14 protein-coding genes are annotated in these 15285 nt (G+C 40.9%); all 14 read left to right on the top strand.

Annotated elements, in window-relative coordinates; translation table 11 throughout:
* The first annotated feature begins 5 nt into the window (after positions 1–5).
* The 14 genes from ptsP to QM818_RS00750 all read left to right on the top strand — a co-directional run bounded on the left by ptsP (position 6) and on the right by QM818_RS00750 (position 15228).
* Entirely contained in the window at positions 6–1739 is a 1734-nt protein-coding gene (gene ptsP, locus QM818_RS00685; protein WP_020902391.1) for a phosphoenolpyruvate--protein phosphotransferase, read from the top strand.
* Positions 1740–1872: 133 nt separating this feature from the next.
* Entirely contained in the window at positions 1873–2367 is a 495-nt protein-coding gene (locus QM818_RS00690) for a YkgJ family cysteine cluster protein (RefSeq protein WP_000031478.1), read from the top strand.
* Between the two features lie 56 nt (positions 2368–2423).
* Positions 2424–3002: a ClbS/DfsB family four-helix bundle protein gene (locus QM818_RS00695; protein WP_414299786.1), complete on the top strand. Its 579-nt coding sequence runs from the start codon at positions 2424–2426 to the stop codon at positions 3000–3002.
* Between the two features lie 585 nt (positions 3003–3587).
* Complete coding sequence (locus QM818_RS00700; protein WP_247939199.1) at positions 3588–4280, top strand: DNA/RNA non-specific endonuclease; 693 nt, start codon at positions 3588–3590, stop codon at positions 4278–4280.
* A 70-nt stretch (positions 4281–4350) separates the two neighbouring features.
* Complete coding sequence (gene pynA / locus QM818_RS00705) at positions 4351–5043, top strand: pyrimidine 5'-nucleotidase PynA (protein WP_023948175.1); 693 nt, start codon at positions 4351–4353, stop codon at positions 5041–5043.
* A 61-nt stretch (positions 5044–5104) separates the two neighbouring features.
* Positions 5105–5758: a uracil-DNA glycosylase gene (locus tag QM818_RS00710; RefSeq protein WP_004254474.1), complete on the top strand. Its 654-nt coding sequence runs from the start codon at positions 5105–5107 to the stop codon at positions 5756–5758.
* Between the two features lie 9 nt (positions 5759–5767).
* Positions 5768–6232, top strand: coding sequence for an NUDIX hydrolase (locus QM818_RS00715; protein WP_023948177.1), 465 nt, complete (start codon positions 5768–5770; stop codon positions 6230–6232).
* Between the two features lie 12 nt (positions 6233–6244).
* Entirely contained in the window at positions 6245–7513 is a 1269-nt protein-coding gene (locus QM818_RS00720) for a dihydroorotase (RefSeq protein WP_261056059.1), read from the top strand.
* A gap of 41 nt (positions 7514–7554) precedes the next feature.
* Positions 7555–8916 (top strand): sodium-coupled multidrug efflux MATE transporter PdrM, encoded by a 1362-nt coding sequence (gene pdrM, locus QM818_RS00725; protein ID WP_261080786.1) that lies wholly within the window; start codon positions 7555–7557, stop codon positions 8914–8916.
* Positions 8917–9069: 153 nt separating this feature from the next.
* Positions 9070–10038, top strand: a complete 969-nt coding sequence (locus QM818_RS00730; RefSeq protein WP_261080785.1) for a thiamine pyrophosphate-dependent dehydrogenase E1 component subunit alpha — start codon at positions 9070–9072, stop codon at positions 10036–10038.
* 15 nt (positions 10039–10053) lie between these two features.
* Positions 10054–11046 (top strand): alpha-ketoacid dehydrogenase subunit beta, encoded by a 993-nt coding sequence (locus QM818_RS00735; RefSeq protein WP_000448715.1) that lies wholly within the window; start codon positions 10054–10056, stop codon positions 11044–11046.
* A 340-nt stretch (positions 11047–11386) separates the two neighbouring features.
* Positions 11387–12430 carry a dihydrolipoamide acetyltransferase gene (locus QM818_RS00740; RefSeq protein WP_000752716.1) on the top strand — a complete coding sequence of 348 codons (1044 nt, stop codon included), beginning with the start codon at positions 11387–11389 and terminating at the stop codon, positions 12428–12430.
* A gap of 45 nt (positions 12431–12475) precedes the next feature.
* Positions 12476–14179: a dihydrolipoyl dehydrogenase gene (gene lpdA, locus QM818_RS00745; RefSeq protein WP_001162878.1), complete on the top strand. Its 1704-nt coding sequence runs from the start codon at positions 12476–12478 to the stop codon at positions 14177–14179.
* Positions 14180–14238: 59 nt separating this feature from the next.
* Positions 14239–15228 carry a lipoate--protein ligase gene (locus QM818_RS00750; RefSeq protein ID WP_049499936.1) on the top strand — a complete coding sequence of 330 codons (990 nt, stop codon included), beginning with the start codon at positions 14239–14241 and terminating at the stop codon, positions 15226–15228.
* The last annotated feature ends 57 nt before the right edge of the window (positions 15229–15285 follow it).

The following is a 15285-nucleotide window of genomic DNA, read 5'->3' on the forward strand; positions in this document are numbered from 1 at the left end:
GGAAAATGACAGAAATGCTTAAAGGAATCGCAGCATCTGACGGTGTTGCAGTTGCAAAAGCATATCTACTCGTTCAACCGGATTTGTCATTCGAGACTGTTTCAGTCGAAGATACAAACGCAGAAGAGGCTCGTTTGGATGTAGCTCTTGAAGCTTCTCAAAACGAGCTTTCTCTTATCCGTGAGAAAGCTGTAGGTACGCTTGGTGAAGAAGCGGCTCAAGTTTTTGACGCTCATTTGATGGTTCTTTCTGACCCAGAATTGATTGGTCAGATTAAAGAAACAATCCGTGCTAAGAAAGTCAATGCTGAAGCAGGTCTTAAAGAAGTGACTGACATGTTCATCACTATCTTTGAAGGTATGGAAGACAACCCATACATGCAAGAACGTGCAGCGGATATCCGCGACGTGACAAAACGTGTATTGGCAAACCTTCTTGGTAAGAAATTGCCAAACCCAGCTTCTATCAATGAAGAAGTAATTGTGATTGCGCATGACTTGACACCATCTGATACAGCTCAATTGGACAAAAACTTTGTAAAAGCTTTTGTAACAAATATCGGTGGACGTACAAGTCACTCAGCTATCATGGCACGTACACTTGAAATTGCAGCTGTATTGGGAACAAATAACATCACTGAAGTGGTGAAAGACGGTGATATCCTTGCCGTTAACGGAATTACTGGTGAAGTGATTATCAACCCAACAGATGAACAAGCGGCTGAATTTAAAGCAGCTGGTGAAGCTTATGCTAAACAAAAAGCTGAATGGGCACTTTTGAAAGATGCTCAAACAGTGACTGCTGACGGTAAACACTTCGAGTTGGCTGCTAACATCGGTACTCCAAAAGACGTTGAAGGTGTTAACAACAACGGTGCAGAAGCTGTTGGACTTTACCGTACAGAGTTCTTGTACATGGATTCTCAAGACTTCCCAACAGAAGACGAGCAGTATGAAGCATACAAGGCTGTTCTTGAGGGAATGAATGGTAAACCAGTCGTTGTTCGTACAATGGATATCGGTGGAGATAAGGAACTTCCTTACTTCGATATGCCACATGAAATGAACCCATTCCTTGGATTCCGTGCCCTTCGTATCTCTATTTCTGAAACTGGAGATGCAATGTTCCGTACACAAATTCGTGCTCTTCTTCGTGCTTCTGTTCATGGTCAATTGCGTATCATGTTCCCAATGGTTGCCCTCTTGAAAGAATTCCGTGCAGCTAAAGCAGTTTATGAAGAAGAAAAAGCAAACCTTCTTGCTGAAGGTGTTGCAGTTGCGGATGACATCCAAGTTGGTATCATGATTGAAATCCCTGCAGCAGCGATGCTTGCAGACCAATTTGCAAAAGAAGTAGACTTCATGTCAATTGGAACAAACGACTTGATCCAATACTCAATGGCAGCAGACCGTATGAACGAGCAAGTTTCATACCTTTACCAACCATATAACCCATCAATCCTTCGCTTGATCAACAACGTTATCAAGGCAGCTCACGCTGAAGGTAAATGGGCTGGTATGTGTGGTGAGATGGCTGGTGACCAAAAAGCTGTTCCACTTCTTGTCGGAATGGGCTTGGATGAGTTCTCTATGTCAGCAACATCAGTCCTTCGTACACGTAGCTTGATGAAGAAATTGGACACTGCTAAGATGGAAGAGTACGCTAACCGTGCCCTTACAGAGTGTTCAACAATGGAAGAAGTCCTTGAACTTCAAAAAGAATACGTTAACTTCGATTAATGTCATTAACCTTGTAACCTAGTTGCAAGGTTTTTTGACGTATTTTGGAAAAGTATAGTCTAATAAAGTCCACTTTTCAATGCTCCAGAGGCATGGTATAATAGGGGAAAGTAATTAGAATAAGAGAGAAACCATGTCTAAAGAAATTGATATTGAGTACTACCACCAGCTAGCCTTACAAAAGCAGAAGGAGCATCGAAAAGTTTTAGCCAATTTAAAGAAAAAGCCACCAAAAAATCTAGATAAGATAGCCCAGCAGATTCACCAAGAAGTCTTTGCGGAGATTGATTGTACCGCCTGTGCCAACTGTTGTAAGACTTTGGGACCTGACTTTAAAGAAGCGGATATTACACGAATCGCCAAGTATTTTAAGATGAAATTACCTGCTTTTGAAGCGGAGTTTCTGCAGGTAGATGAAGATGGTGATAAGGTTTTTAAATCCATGCCTTGTCCCTTTCTAGGAGGAGATAATCTCTGTTCCATCTATGAAGTTCGTCCAAAGGCATGTCGTGAATTTCCCCATACAGACCGCAAAAAGATTCATCAAATCAATCATCTAACGATTAAGAATACCTTGACCTGTCCAGCAGCTTATCTCTTTGTTGAGAAATTAAAGGATAAGTTATAGAGATTTAAAGGATAAAAAATTTCTAATAATAACTAGAGATATGAAGGGAGAACTCTGTGCCTAGACCGAAAACAAAAGAGGAGCTAGTACTGGCCTCTAAGGAAAACTATGAAAAGCTCAATCGTTTCATCTCCCAACTAAGTGAAGATGAGCTACAGACTCCATTTGATTTTTCAAGAGACCCAAAGAAAAAAGAAGCTCACTGGAAAAGGGATAAAAATCTAAGAGATGTTCTGATCCATCTTTATGAATGGCATCAGTTACTTTTGACTTGGGTACATTCTAATCAAGAAGGTCACGAAAGGCCTTTTCTACCTGAACCTTATAATTGGAAAACTTATGGAGAAATGAATATCGCTTTTTGGAAGAAGCACCAGAAAACCTCCTTAGAAGAAGCGACTAGACTCCTAGAACAATCACATAGGGAGGTTTTAGAGTTGATAGAAGTTTTTAGCAATGATGAACTCTTTACCAAAGGTATCTATAAGTGGACGGGAGGGACAAGTCTAGGTTCCTACTTTGTCAGTAGTACGTCAAGCCACTATGATTGGGCTCTGAAAAAACTCAAAGCTCATCGGAAGAATTGTAAGGTTATTCGTTCAAGTGACAATGAAATTCAGGAAAATTTTTTCTAAGTTTCGAATAGCTTTTTTTCATTGTCTTTGAGCAATTCTAGCTTTAGAATCCTTCAAAAATTAAAATTTAAGGTAATCAATGACTTAAAATAGTGCGAAAACATTTAGTTTATAGGGATTCTAAGTCTAGAATTACACGGATATTAAAGGTTTTTAACCTATTCGATTCTTAGAATGCCTTTATTCTGAGAAATGTTGATGATAAACTGGTTCGAATGGTTTTTTCTGATATAGGATGATAGATAGATGGGTGGGATGATGAAATTACAAAAAAAGAAAGTTAGAAAAGAGTTGGTGTACCTCTGCTTGGGAGAGCTTGCAGACGTCCTATCTTTTGGGATCTGTTTTTTTCTATTTTCAAAAATAAGCAGGAAATAAAATCATGATTTCTTGCTCACTTTTTTGTTTATGGATAAATAGAGGGGGTGCAAACACTATATGATAGTCTAATTCCATCAACAAAAATTAGGGTAGAACAAAAATGTTGGGATAAATTCATAAAAGTAAAATTGAATTAGTTTCGAAGTTTTATCTAGCTATATGTTATAATAAGTTTGTTAGTTTGTTTTTAATAGGAGTAGAAATATGGGTTACCCTCACCTTCATCAGGCAGTATATAGTATCACAAAATCTGTATTGGAACAATTAAAAATTGATGATATAGAAGAATTAAAAAAATTTTATAATGGTTATGGAAGTTTTAATTTACCGCATTTTATAAATTTTAATGAAAAAATCTTTTCAGAACGAATCGATTTAGAAGAATTTGCTGAGAATGTAAGAAAGGAGGAAAGAGTTAGTATAGGTAGGGCGTTACTTTCACACAGAACGATTAAAGATAGGACATCAAAAGGTAAAAGCCAGTACAGTGGTTCCATTTTTCATACAGGACACTTACTTGGGTTTATGCTAATTGGTAATTTATCTGGATTTAATTCAAGAAAAACAAATATTGAAAATGTAGTACCTCTAACACCTTGGGCTAACGGTAATGGTTTTAAATTAAACACAGACTATGGAAATTCTCAACGAGTTTATAAGCAATTAATAAAAAATTGCATTACCAAAGCTTCAAATAAATCAGAAACAGATTTTAGAGTATATTATCAGGTTGAGGCGATCTATGATAATGAATCAGAAGATGTACCTCGAGGAATACTACTACAAGCTGTATCAAATAATAAAAAATACTTAAGGGATATACATGTGTTTATTCCTAATGTGAAATATGGGATGAATAGTAGCATTGATTACACGGATTGGAAATTGAATAAATGATTCCTAGTATCTACATAATATGCACCCCCTGTTGAACCTTTGCCCCCACTTAGAAAGGAATCTTCCAAAATTGTCCTACAAATTTCTACTTTTCGACCTTGACCACACTCTTCTTGATTTTGATGCTGCTGAGGATGTGGCTTTGACGCAACTTCTAAAAGAAGAAGGGGTTGCAGATATTCAGGCCTACAAAGACTTTTACGTTCCCATGAACAAGGCTCTCTGGAAGGATTTGGAGCAAAAGAAAATTAGTAAACAAGAGCTGGTTAACACGCGCTTTTCTCGTTTATTTTCTCATTTTGGACTGGAGAAAGATGGTAGTTTTCTAGCCCAACGTTACCAATTTTACTTAGCCCAACAGGGACAAACGATTTCTGGCGCTCATGAACTTTTGGACAGCCTCATCGAGCGTGATTATGACTTGTATGCTGCGACAAATGGCATTACTGCCATTCAGACAGGGCGTTTGGCTCAATCTGGTCTGGCACCTTATTTCAATCAAGTCTTTATCTCTGAACAGCTGCAAACACAAAAGCCGGATGCTCTTTTTTATGAAAAAATTGGTCAACAGATTGCAGGTTTTAGCAAAGAAAAGACGCTGATGATTGGAGACTCTCTAACCGCCGACATTCAAGGCGGCAATAATGCTGGGATTGACACGATTTGGTACAATCCTCATCAACTCGAAAATCCCACACAAGCCCAGCCAACCTACGAAGTCCATTCTTACCGAGACTTGCTGGATTGTTTAGATAAACTGTAAAAAGTGGTTTAGACAGCCACTTTTTGCTATAATAGAGGCAGTAAAAACGAAGGAGTCGGCTATGGAACACTCGTCTTGGCATGCTTTGATTAAGGAGCAATTACCTGAGGGTTATTTCGGGAAAATCAATCAGTTTATGAATCAGGTCTATGCTCAGGGGACTATTTATCCACCCAAGGAAAAGGTTTTTCAGGCTCTCTTGACAACACCGCTTGAAGAAGTTAAGGTGGTGATTCTAGGGCAAGATCCCTATCACGGGCCAGGTCAAGCGCAGGGCTTGAGTTTTTCTGTACCGGACTCTATTCCAGCTCCGCCATCCCTGCAAAATATCTTGAAGGAATTGTCAGACGATATCGGGGTTAAGAAATCTCATGATTTGACAGCTTGGGCTGAGCAAGGGGTCTTGCTTCTTAATGCTTGTTTGACTGTTCCTGCTGGACGGGCCAATGGTCATGCTGGTCAGATATGGGAGCCTTTTACGGATGCTGTAATTCAGGTGGTCAATCATCTAGATAGACCAGTCGTTTTTGTACTCTGGGGAGCTTATGCACGCAAGAAGAAGGCCTTGGTTACCAATCCTCATCACTTGATTATCGAATCAGCCCATCCCAGTCCTTTGTCAGTTTATAGAGGATTTTGGGGTTCCAAGCCTTTTTCCAAGGCTAATGCATTCTTAAAAGAGACAGGACAAGAGCCAATCGATTGGCTTAGATAAGGAGAAAATATGCCTCAGTTAGCGACAATTTGCTACATTGATAACGGGAAAGAACTGCTCATGCTCCATCGTAATAAGAAGCCCAATGATGTCCATGAAGGCAAATGGATTGGTGTGGGTGGTAAGTTAGAGCAAGGTGAGACTCCTCAGGAATGCGCGGCGCGTGAAATCCTCGAAGAAACAGGACTGAAAGCTAAGCCAGTTCTAAAAGGTGTTATCACTTTTCCTGAATTTACACCAGATTTAGACTGGTACACCTATGTTTTTAAGGTGACGGAGTTCGAGGGTGACTTGATTGACTGCAACGAGGGAACGCTAGAATGGGTTCCATATGACGAGGTTTTGAGCAAGCCAACTTGGGAAGGTGACCATACCTTTGTTGAGTGGCTTTTAGAAGATAAACCCTTCTTTTCAGCCAAGTTTGTTTATGATGGGGATAAATTGTTAGATACCCAAGTTGATTTCTATGAATAAAGGAGAAAGCAGATGCTACTAATCAAAAACGGTCGTGTAATGGATCCCAAGTCTGGTTTAGACCAAGTGTGTGATGTTTTGGTTCAAGATGGGAAAATTATCAAAATTGCCCCTGAGATTAAAGAAGAAGGAGCAGAAATCCTGGATGCTACAGGTCTTGTAGTTGCTCCTGGCTTGGTTGATATCCATGTTCATTTTCGTGAACCTGGTCAGACCCACAAGGAAGACATCCATACTGGTGCCTTAGCAGCCGCTGCAGGTGGTTTTACCACGGTTGTCATGATGGCTAATACTAGTCCAACCATTTCAGACGTGGAGACTTTGCAAGAAGTTCTCCAGTCAGCTGCCAAGGAAAAAATCAATGTTAAGACGGTTGCGACTATTACCAAGAATTTTAATGGCCAAGATTTGACTGACTTTAAGGCACTTTTAGAAGCAGGTGCGGTTGGTTTCTCAGATGACGGTATTCCACTTGAAAGCAGCAAAGTGGTCAAAGAAGCCATGGAGGAAGCCAAAAAACTTAATACCTTTATTAGTCTTCATGAGGAAGATCCAGGTTTGAATGGGATTCTTGGATTTAATGAAAATATCGCTAAAGAACATTTCCATATTTGTGGTGCGACTGGGGTGGCTGAGTACGCTATGATGGCGCGTGATGTCATGATTGCCTATGCAACTAAGGCTCATGTCCATATTCAGCATTTGTCTAAGGAAGAAAGTGTCAAAGTAGTTGAGTTTGCTCAAGGGCTAGGCGCGCAAGTCACAGCAGAAGTGGCGCCACAGCATTTTTCTAAGACCGAAGCGCTCCTTTTGACACAAGGTAGCAATGCTAAGATGAATCCACCGCTTCGTTTGGAATCAGACCGTCGTGCCGTGATTGAAGGTCTCAAGTCAGGTGTCATCACAGTTATCGCAACTGACCACGCGCCTCATCATGCAGATGAAAAAAATGTTGAGGATATTACCAAAGCGCCATCTGGTATGACAGGTTTGGAAACATCTCTTTCTCTCGGCTTGACCTATTTGGTAGAAGCTGGTGAGTTAAGCCTGATGGAATTGCTTGAAAAGATGACCTACAACCCAGCCAAACTTTACAACTTTGAAGCAGGTTACTTGGCTGAGAATGGTCCAGCAGATATCACTATTTTTGATGCTAAGGCTGACCGCCTTGTGGACTCCCATTTTGCTTCGAAAGCAGCTAATTCACCATTCATCGGTGAAACCTTAAAAGGGCAGGTTAAATATACCATCTGTAAGGGACAAATCGTCTATCAAAACTAGGTGGGAGTCTGCTCTGTAAACAAAAAGAATAGAGAGCTTATATGTACCAAACCCATCATTTTAAAGACAAGTTTATCTTATTTTTAAAGATATTTTTCCCTATCCTTATTTATCAATTTGCCAATTATTCTGCCTCCTTTGTTGATACGACTATGACTGGCCAATACAATACCTTGGACTTGGCTGGTGTGTCTATGGCAACCAGTATCTGGAATCCTTTCTTTACCTTTCTAACAGGTATTGTATCAGCCTTGGTGCCTATCATTGGTCACCATCTTGGGCGAGGTAAAAAGGAAGAAGTTGCGTCTGATTTTTACCAATTTATCTATTTGGCTTTGGGACTATCTATGGTCTTGCTGGGGATGGTACTTTTCTTGGCACCACCAATCTTGAATCATCTTGGACTAGAAGCACCAGTGGCGGCAGTAGCAGTTCGCTATCTCTGGTTTTTATCTATCGGGATTATCCCCCTTTTGCTCTTTAGTGTCATTCGCTCCTTGCTGGATTCGCTGGGCTTGACCAAACTGTCCATGTATCTCATGCTTTTGTTGCTTCCTCTCAATAGTGGATTTAACTATCTCTTGATTTACGGTGCCTTTTGTGTTCCAGAACTGGGAGGTGCTGGTGCTGGTTTAGGAACATCCTTGGCCTACTGGGTCTTGCTTGGGATTTCTGTTCTAGTTTTATTTAAACAGGAGAAGCTCAAAGCCTTACACCTTGAGAAACGAATTCCTCTTAATATGGATAAAATTAAGGAAGGAGTTCGCTTAGGTCTGCCTATTGGGGGAACTGTCTTTGCCGAAGTGGCTATCTTTTCTGTGGTTGGTTTGATTATGGCGAAGTTCTCATCCTTGATTATTGCTAGTCACCAGTCAGCTATGAATTTTTCAAGTCTTATGTACGCCTTTCCTATGAGTATCTCATCGGCTATGGCTATTGTTGTTTCCTATGAAGTGGGAGCCAAGCGATTTGATGATGCTAAAACCTATATTGGTCTAGGAAGATGGACTGCCCTCATTTTTGCAGGATTCACCTTATCCTTCCTTTACATTTTTAGGGGAAATGTGGCTAGTCTTTATGGTAACGACCCAGAATTTATCGATTTGACAGCGCGCTTTTTGACTTATAGTCTTTTCTTCCAGTTAGCAGATACCTTTGCAGCACCGCTCCAGGGAATTTTACGGGGGTATAAGGATACCGTTATTCCTTTTTACCTTGGTTTGGTTGGTTACTGGGGGGTGACACTCCCAGTAGCTATGGTATTTGATTCCCTAACAGATTTTGGAGCTTATTCTTACTGGATCGGCTTGATTATTAGTTTGATTGTGAGTGGGGTTCTCTACCGTTGGCGTTTAACTGTGATTATGAAGAGATTTGAATCTTTAGAAAAATCTAAACGCTAAAAAGTTTGTGAAAAAATATTCTTGATAAGAAAATCCCTTATTCCTATGGGGTTTTCTTTTTTAATTTGTGAAATTTTCTTTAGAAAAACTTTGACAGTATTTGCCAAAAACGGTAAAATAGTAAGGTAAGAAGAAAGTTAGAAAGGCAAGAAGATGTCAATTTTAGATAAAAATCTTTTGCTAGAGATGTTCCGTAAGATGGAAGAAATCCGTCGTATGGACTTAAAAATTGCGCAATTAGTAAAGAAAGGGAAAGTGCCAGGAATGACGCACTTTTCTGTTGGAGAAGAGGCGGCTAACGTGGGTGCTATGTTGGCTCTCAATCCAGATGATCTGATCACATCAAACCACCGTGGTCATGGACAAGCCATTGCCAAAGGAATTGACCTCAACGGAATGATGGCTGAAATCCTTGGTAAATACACTGGAACCTGTAAAGGTAAAGGTGGATCTATGCATATCGCCGATCTTGATGCTGGTAACCTTGGTGCCAATGGTATCGTAGGTGGTGGTATGGGAATCGCTGTTGGTGCAGCCCTCAGTCAACAAATGCAAAATACTGGAAAAATCGTCGTTTGCTTCTTTGGAGATGGTGCGACCAACGAAGGTGTTTTCCACGAAGCAGTGAACATGGCTTCTATCTGGAACCTGCCAGTCATTTTCTATTGCATTAACAACGGTTACGGTATCTCTGCGGATATCAAGAAAATGACCAATGTAGAACATATCCATCAACGTAGCGCCGCTTATGGAATTCCTGGAATGTTCATCGAAGATGGAAACAATGTCATCGACGTCTACGAAGGGTTCAAGAAAGCCGTAGATCATGTTCGTGGTGGTAATGGTCCAGTCTTGATTGAAAGTGTAACTTACCGCTGGCTTGGTCACTCATCATCTGATCCTGGTAAATATCGTACGCGTGAAGAAGTGGAGTTGTGGAAACAAAAAGACCCGATCGAAAACCATCGCAAGTACCTCATTGAAAACACTATTGCAAGTGCCGAAGAATTGGAAGAAATCCAAGCGCAAGTCAAGGAAGCAGTAGAAGCTTCTGTTAAATTTGCTGAAGAAAGTCCATTCCCACCGCTTGAATCAGCATTTGAAGATATTTACGCAGACTAAGGAGAAAGAGATAAAATGGAAACAAAAACAATGTCCTTCCGTGACACCATTATCCTTGCTATGTCTGAGGAAATGCGTCGCGATGAAAATGTATTCTTGATGGGAGAAGATGTCGGTGTCTTTGGAGGAGACTTCGGTACTTCTGTTGGAATGCTTGAAGAATTTGGTCCAGAACGTGTTCGTGACTGTCCGATTTCTGAGGCTGCCATCTCGGGAGCAGCAGCAGGAGCAGCCATGACAGGACTTCGTCCAATCGTCGATATGACCTTTATGGACTTCTCGGTTATTGCCATGGACAATATCGTCAACCAAGCCGCTAAAACACGTTACATGTTTGGTGGTAAAGGTCAGGTTCCAATGACTGTACGTTGTGCAGCTGGTAATGGAGTTGGATCTGCAGCCCAGCACTCGCAATCACTGGAGTCTTGGTTTACTCACATTCCTGGACTAAAGGTTGTAGCTCCAGGCACGCCTGCAGACATGAAAGGCCTTCTCAAGTCTTCTATCCGTGATAACAACCCAGTTATCATACTTGAGTACAAGTCAGAATTTAACCAAAAAGGGGAAGTCCCAGTTGATCCAGACTACACGATTCCACTTGGAGTTGGAGAAATCAAACGCGAAGGAACGGATGTAACAGTTGTTACTTATGGAAAAATGCTACGCCGTGTGGTTCAAGCTGCTGAAGAATTAGCAGAAGAAGGAATTTCTGTTGAGATTGTTGATCCACGCACCCTTGTTCCGCTTGATAAGGAGATCATCATTAACTCAGTTAAGAAGACTGGTAAGGTTGTTCTGGTAAACGATGCCCACAAAACAAGCGGCTATATCGGAGAGATTTCAGCTATTATTTCAGAATCGGAAGCATTTGACTATCTAGATGCACCAATCCGCCGTTGTGCAGGAGAAGATGTGCCAATGCCTTATGCACAAAACCTAGAAAATGCAATGATTCCAACAGTTGAAAGCATCAAAGATGCAATCCGTAAGACTTATAACAAAGAATAGAATTACATAAGATAAGTTATGTAAAATAACGGTTGTTTTTAACTTTAGTAACTTGAGATATGTATTGTACCCAAGTTATTTGCAAATTTGCGACAGGAGAGAGTCGAATCGATGCTATTCGACGAACGACTTAGTAAGTCTACTAGGTTGACCGCCTAATAGCGGCAACAGTAGCAACTTGAGATACGTGTTGTATCCAAGTTGCTTGTAGAGTTGAACTCGGGTTAAAGTCTGTGTGAAAAAGATAAACTTTCCTAGAAACTAAAGTTTCTTCGTCAAGTTTCCTATTTTCACTTTGACTTTTAACGCCCTTTGTATCATAAATAGAATTGGAGAGGTCATGGCTGATGACAAGCTAAGAGCGACTCCTGCGGCTAGAAAGTTAGCGGATGATCTAGGGATCAACCTTTACGACGTTTCTGGCTCAGGTGCAAACGGTCGTGTCCACAAAGAAGACGTGGAAACTTATAAAGACACAAACGTGGTTCGCATTTCGCCACTTGCAAAACGAATTGCCCTCGAACATAACATTGCTTGGCAGGAAATCCAAGGAACGGGTCATCGTGGTAAAATCATGAAGAAAGACGTTTTGGCCTTGCTTCCTGAAAATATCGAAAACGATACCATCAAGTCTCCTGCTCAGATTGAAAAAGTGGAAGAAGTTCCTGATAACGTAACACCATACGGTGAAATCGAGCGTATTCCAATGACACCAATGCGTAAGGTTATTGCCCAACGTATGGTTGAATCTTACTTAACTGCGCCAACCTTCACCCTCAACTATGAAGTTGATATGACTGAAATGTTGGCTCTTCGTAAGAAGGTTCTTGAGCCAATCATGGAAGCAACTGGGAAGAAGACTACTGTAACAGACCTTCTTTCACTTGCAGTTGTTAAGACTCTTATGAAACACCCATACATCAACGCTTCATTGACAGAAGATGGCAAGACCATTATCACTCACAACTATGTCAATCTTGCCATGGCAGTTGGGATGGATAATGGATTGATGACACCTGTTGTTTACAATGCTGAGAAGATGAGTCTTTCAGAACTGGTTGTAGCCTTCAAGGATGTCATCGGTCGTACCTTGGATGGTAAATTGGCTCCAAGTGAACTGCAAAATTCAACCTTCACAATCAGTAATTTGGGAATGTTTGGTGTTCAGTCCTTTGGTCCTATCATTAACCAACCAAACTCAGCTATCCTTGGTGTGAGTTCGACAATCGAGAAGCCAGTTGTAGTCAATGGTGAAATTGTGATTCGCCCAATCATGAGCCTTGGTTTAACAATTGACCACCGTGTCGTAGATGGTATGGCTGGTGCTAAGTTTATGAAAGACTTGAAAGAATTGATTGAAAATCCAATCTCAATGTTGATTTAAGTACAAGAGTATTCATTTTTAAGATATAGATAAAGGAAGGAAGACATGGCCTTAGAAGTAATTATGCCAAAAGCCGGCGTGGATATGACAGAAGGACAAATCGTCCAATGGAATAAAAAAGTCGGAGAATTTGTAAAAGAAGGAGAAATCCTTTTGGAAATCATGACTGATAAAGTCAGCATGGAATTGGAAGCCGAAGAAGATGGGTACTTGATTGCTATCCTCAAAGGGGACGGTGAAACAGTCCCTGTAACGGAAGTTATCGGTTACCTTGGCGAAGAAGGGGAAAATATCCCAACAGCTGGAGCAGCAGCGCCAGAAGCTAGCCCTGTACCTACAGCAAGTGCTTCAAACGATGATGGTAAGAGCGATGATGCTTTTGATATCGTTGTGATTGGTGGAGGTCCTGCTGGTTATGTTGCAGCCATTAAAGCTGCCCAACTCGGTGGGAAGGTTGCCCTTGTTGAGAAATCTGAACTCGGTGGAACCTGCTTGAACCGTGGATGTATCCCAACTAAAACCTACCTACATAACGCTGAAATTATTGAAAATATCGGTCATGCTGCAAATCGTGGTATTGTGATTGAAAATCCTAACTTCACTGTTGATATGGACAAACTCCTTGAAACCAAGTCTAAGGTAGTCAATACTTTGGTTGGTGGAGTTGCTGGTCTTCTTCGTAGCTACGGAGTTACTGTTCATAAAGGAATTGGTACCATTACTAAAGACAAGAACGTCTTGGTAAATGGCTCTGAATTACTTGAAACCAAGAAAATCATCCTTGCTGGTGGTTCAAAAGTCAGCAAGATCAACATCCCTGGTATGGAATCTCCACTTGTCATGACCAGCGACGACATCCTTGAAATGAACGAAGTACCAGAAAGTCTTGTTATCATCGGTGGTGGTGTTGTCGGTATCGAGCTCGGTCAGGCCTTCATGACATTTGGTTCAAAAGTGACTGTTATCGAAATGATGGATCGTATCGTGCCAGCTATGGATTCAGAAGTTTCTAAGAACCTTCGCTTGATCCTTGAACGTAAAGGAATGACCATCTTGACTGGTACTAAACTGCAAGAAATCATCGAAGAAAATGGTCAACTTCGTATTAAAGTTGAAGGAAAAGACGATATCATTGCAAATAAAGCTCTTCTTTCAATCGGTCGTGTGCCAGACCTTGAAGGTATTGGAGAGGTTGAGTTTGAATTGGATCGTGGTCGTATCAAGGTCAACGAATACATGGAAACTTCTGTTCCAGGTATCTACGCACCAGGTGATATTAATGGTACTAAGATGTTGGCTCACGCAGCTTTCCGTATGGGTGAAGTTGCCGCTGAAAATGCCCTTAAAGGAAATCATGCTGTTGCCAAATTGAATTTGACTCCTGCAGCTATCTACACTCTTCCTGAAGTAGCAGCAGTAGGTTTGACAGAAGAACAAGCCCGTGAGAAATACGATGTAGCCATCGGTAAGTTCAACTTTGCTGCTAACGGTCGTGCTATTGCATCGGATGCAGCTCAAGGTTTCGTTAAAGTTATTGCGGATAAGAAATACGGAGAAATCCTTGGTGTTCATATCATCGGTCCTGCAGCTGCAGAATTGATCAATGAAGCATCGAGCATTATCGAAATGGAAATTACTGTTGAAGAAATGCTGAAGACTATCCACGGACACCCAACCTACTCTGAAGTGATGTACGAAGCATTTGCGGATGTTTTAGGAATGGCCATCCATTCACCTAAGAAAAAATAAAAGAAAGATAGATTAGACTGGAAAGGTGTTTTCCAGTCTCTATCGTATAAAGGGATATCATGAAATACATTATCAATCATTCAAACGACACTGCCTTTAATATTGCCTTGGAAGAATACGCCTTTAAACACCTTTTGGATGAGGATCAAATTTTCCTACTTTGGATTAACAAGCCATCTATCATTGTTGGTCGTCACCAGAACACTATCGAAGAAATCAACCGTGATTATGTTCGAGAAAATGGTATTGAGGTGGTCCGCCGTATCAGTGGTGGTGGAGCTGTTTACCACGATTTAAATAACCTCAACTATACGATCATCTCAAAAGAAGATGAAAACAAGGCTTTTGACTTCAAGAGCTTCTCAACTCCGGTTATCAATACCCTGGCTCAACTTGGGGTTAAAGCTGAGTTCACAGGTCGTAATGACTTAGAGATTGATGGTAAGAAGTTCTGTGGCAATGCCCAAGCCTATATCAATGGCCGTATTATGCACCACGGTTGCTTGCTCTTTGACGTTGATTTGTCAGTCCTAGCAAATGCCCTCAAGGTTTCAAAGGATAAATTTGAATCAAAAGGGGTGAAATCTGTTCGTGCTCGTGTCACCAATATTGTCAATGAACTACCAGAAAAAATCACAGTCGAAGAATTCCGTGATTTACTCTTGGAATACATGAAAAAAGAGTACCCAGAGATGACTGAATACGTTTTTTCTGATGAAGAATTAGCTGAAATTAACCGTATCAAAGATACTAAGTTTGGTACTTGGGACTGGAACTACGGTAAATCACCTGAATTTAACGTCCGTCGTGGAACAAAATTCACTAGTGGTAAGGTGGAAGTCTTTGCTAATGTTACTGAATCAAAAATCCAAGACATCAAGATTTATGGTGACTTCTTTGGTATTGAAGACGTTGCTGCAGTAGAGGATGTCCTTCGTGGAGTGAAATACGAACGCGAAGATGTCCTTAAGGCGCTAGAAACCATTGATATCACACGCTACTTCGCTGGTATTAGCCGTGAAGAGATCGCTGAAGCGGTAGTTGGATAAATCAAAAAGAAGTTGGTTGTAGGACCAGCTTCTTTTTTTGATATTTATTTACATAAT

This window comes from Streptococcus mitis, from assembly GCF_047464035.1.
Lineage (GTDB): Bacteria > Bacillota > Bacilli > Lactobacillales > Streptococcaceae > Streptococcus > Streptococcus mitis_DX.

Coding starts and splice junctions, on each gene's coding strand:
- lpdA (WP_001162878.1), top strand. CDS start 12,476: ATGGCCTTAGAAGTAATTATGCCAAAAGCCGGCGTGGATATGACAGAA.
- QM818_RS00750 (WP_049499936.1), top strand. CDS start 14,239: ATGAAATACATTATCAATCATTCAAACGACACTGCCTTTAATATTGCC.
- QM818_RS00715 (WP_023948177.1), top strand. CDS start 5,768: ATGCCTCAGTTAGCGACAATTTGCTACATTGATAACGGGAAAGAACTG.
- QM818_RS00710 (WP_004254474.1), top strand. CDS start 5,105: ATGGAACACTCGTCTTGGCATGCTTTGATTAAGGAGCAATTACCTGAG.
- QM818_RS00720 (WP_261056059.1), top strand. CDS start 6,245: ATGCTACTAATCAAAAACGGTCGTGTAATGGATCCCAAGTCTGGTTTA.
- QM818_RS00690 (WP_000031478.1), top strand. CDS start 1,873: ATGTCTAAAGAAATTGATATTGAGTACTACCACCAGCTAGCCTTACAA.
- QM818_RS00740 (WP_000752716.1), top strand. CDS start 11,387: ATGGCTGATGACAAGCTAAGAGCGACTCCTGCGGCTAGAAAGTTAGCG.
- QM818_RS00700 (WP_247939199.1), top strand. CDS start 3,588: ATGGGTTACCCTCACCTTCATCAGGCAGTATATAGTATCACAAAATCT.
- ptsP (WP_020902391.1), top strand. CDS start 6: ATGACAGAAATGCTTAAAGGAATCGCAGCATCTGACGGTGTTGCAGTT.
- QM818_RS00730 (WP_261080785.1), top strand. CDS start 9,070: ATGTCAATTTTAGATAAAAATCTTTTGCTAGAGATGTTCCGTAAGATG.
- pdrM (WP_261080786.1), top strand. CDS start 7,555: ATGTACCAAACCCATCATTTTAAAGACAAGTTTATCTTATTTTTAAAG.
- QM818_RS00735 (WP_000448715.1), top strand. CDS start 10,054: ATGGAAACAAAAACAATGTCCTTCCGTGACACCATTATCCTTGCTATG.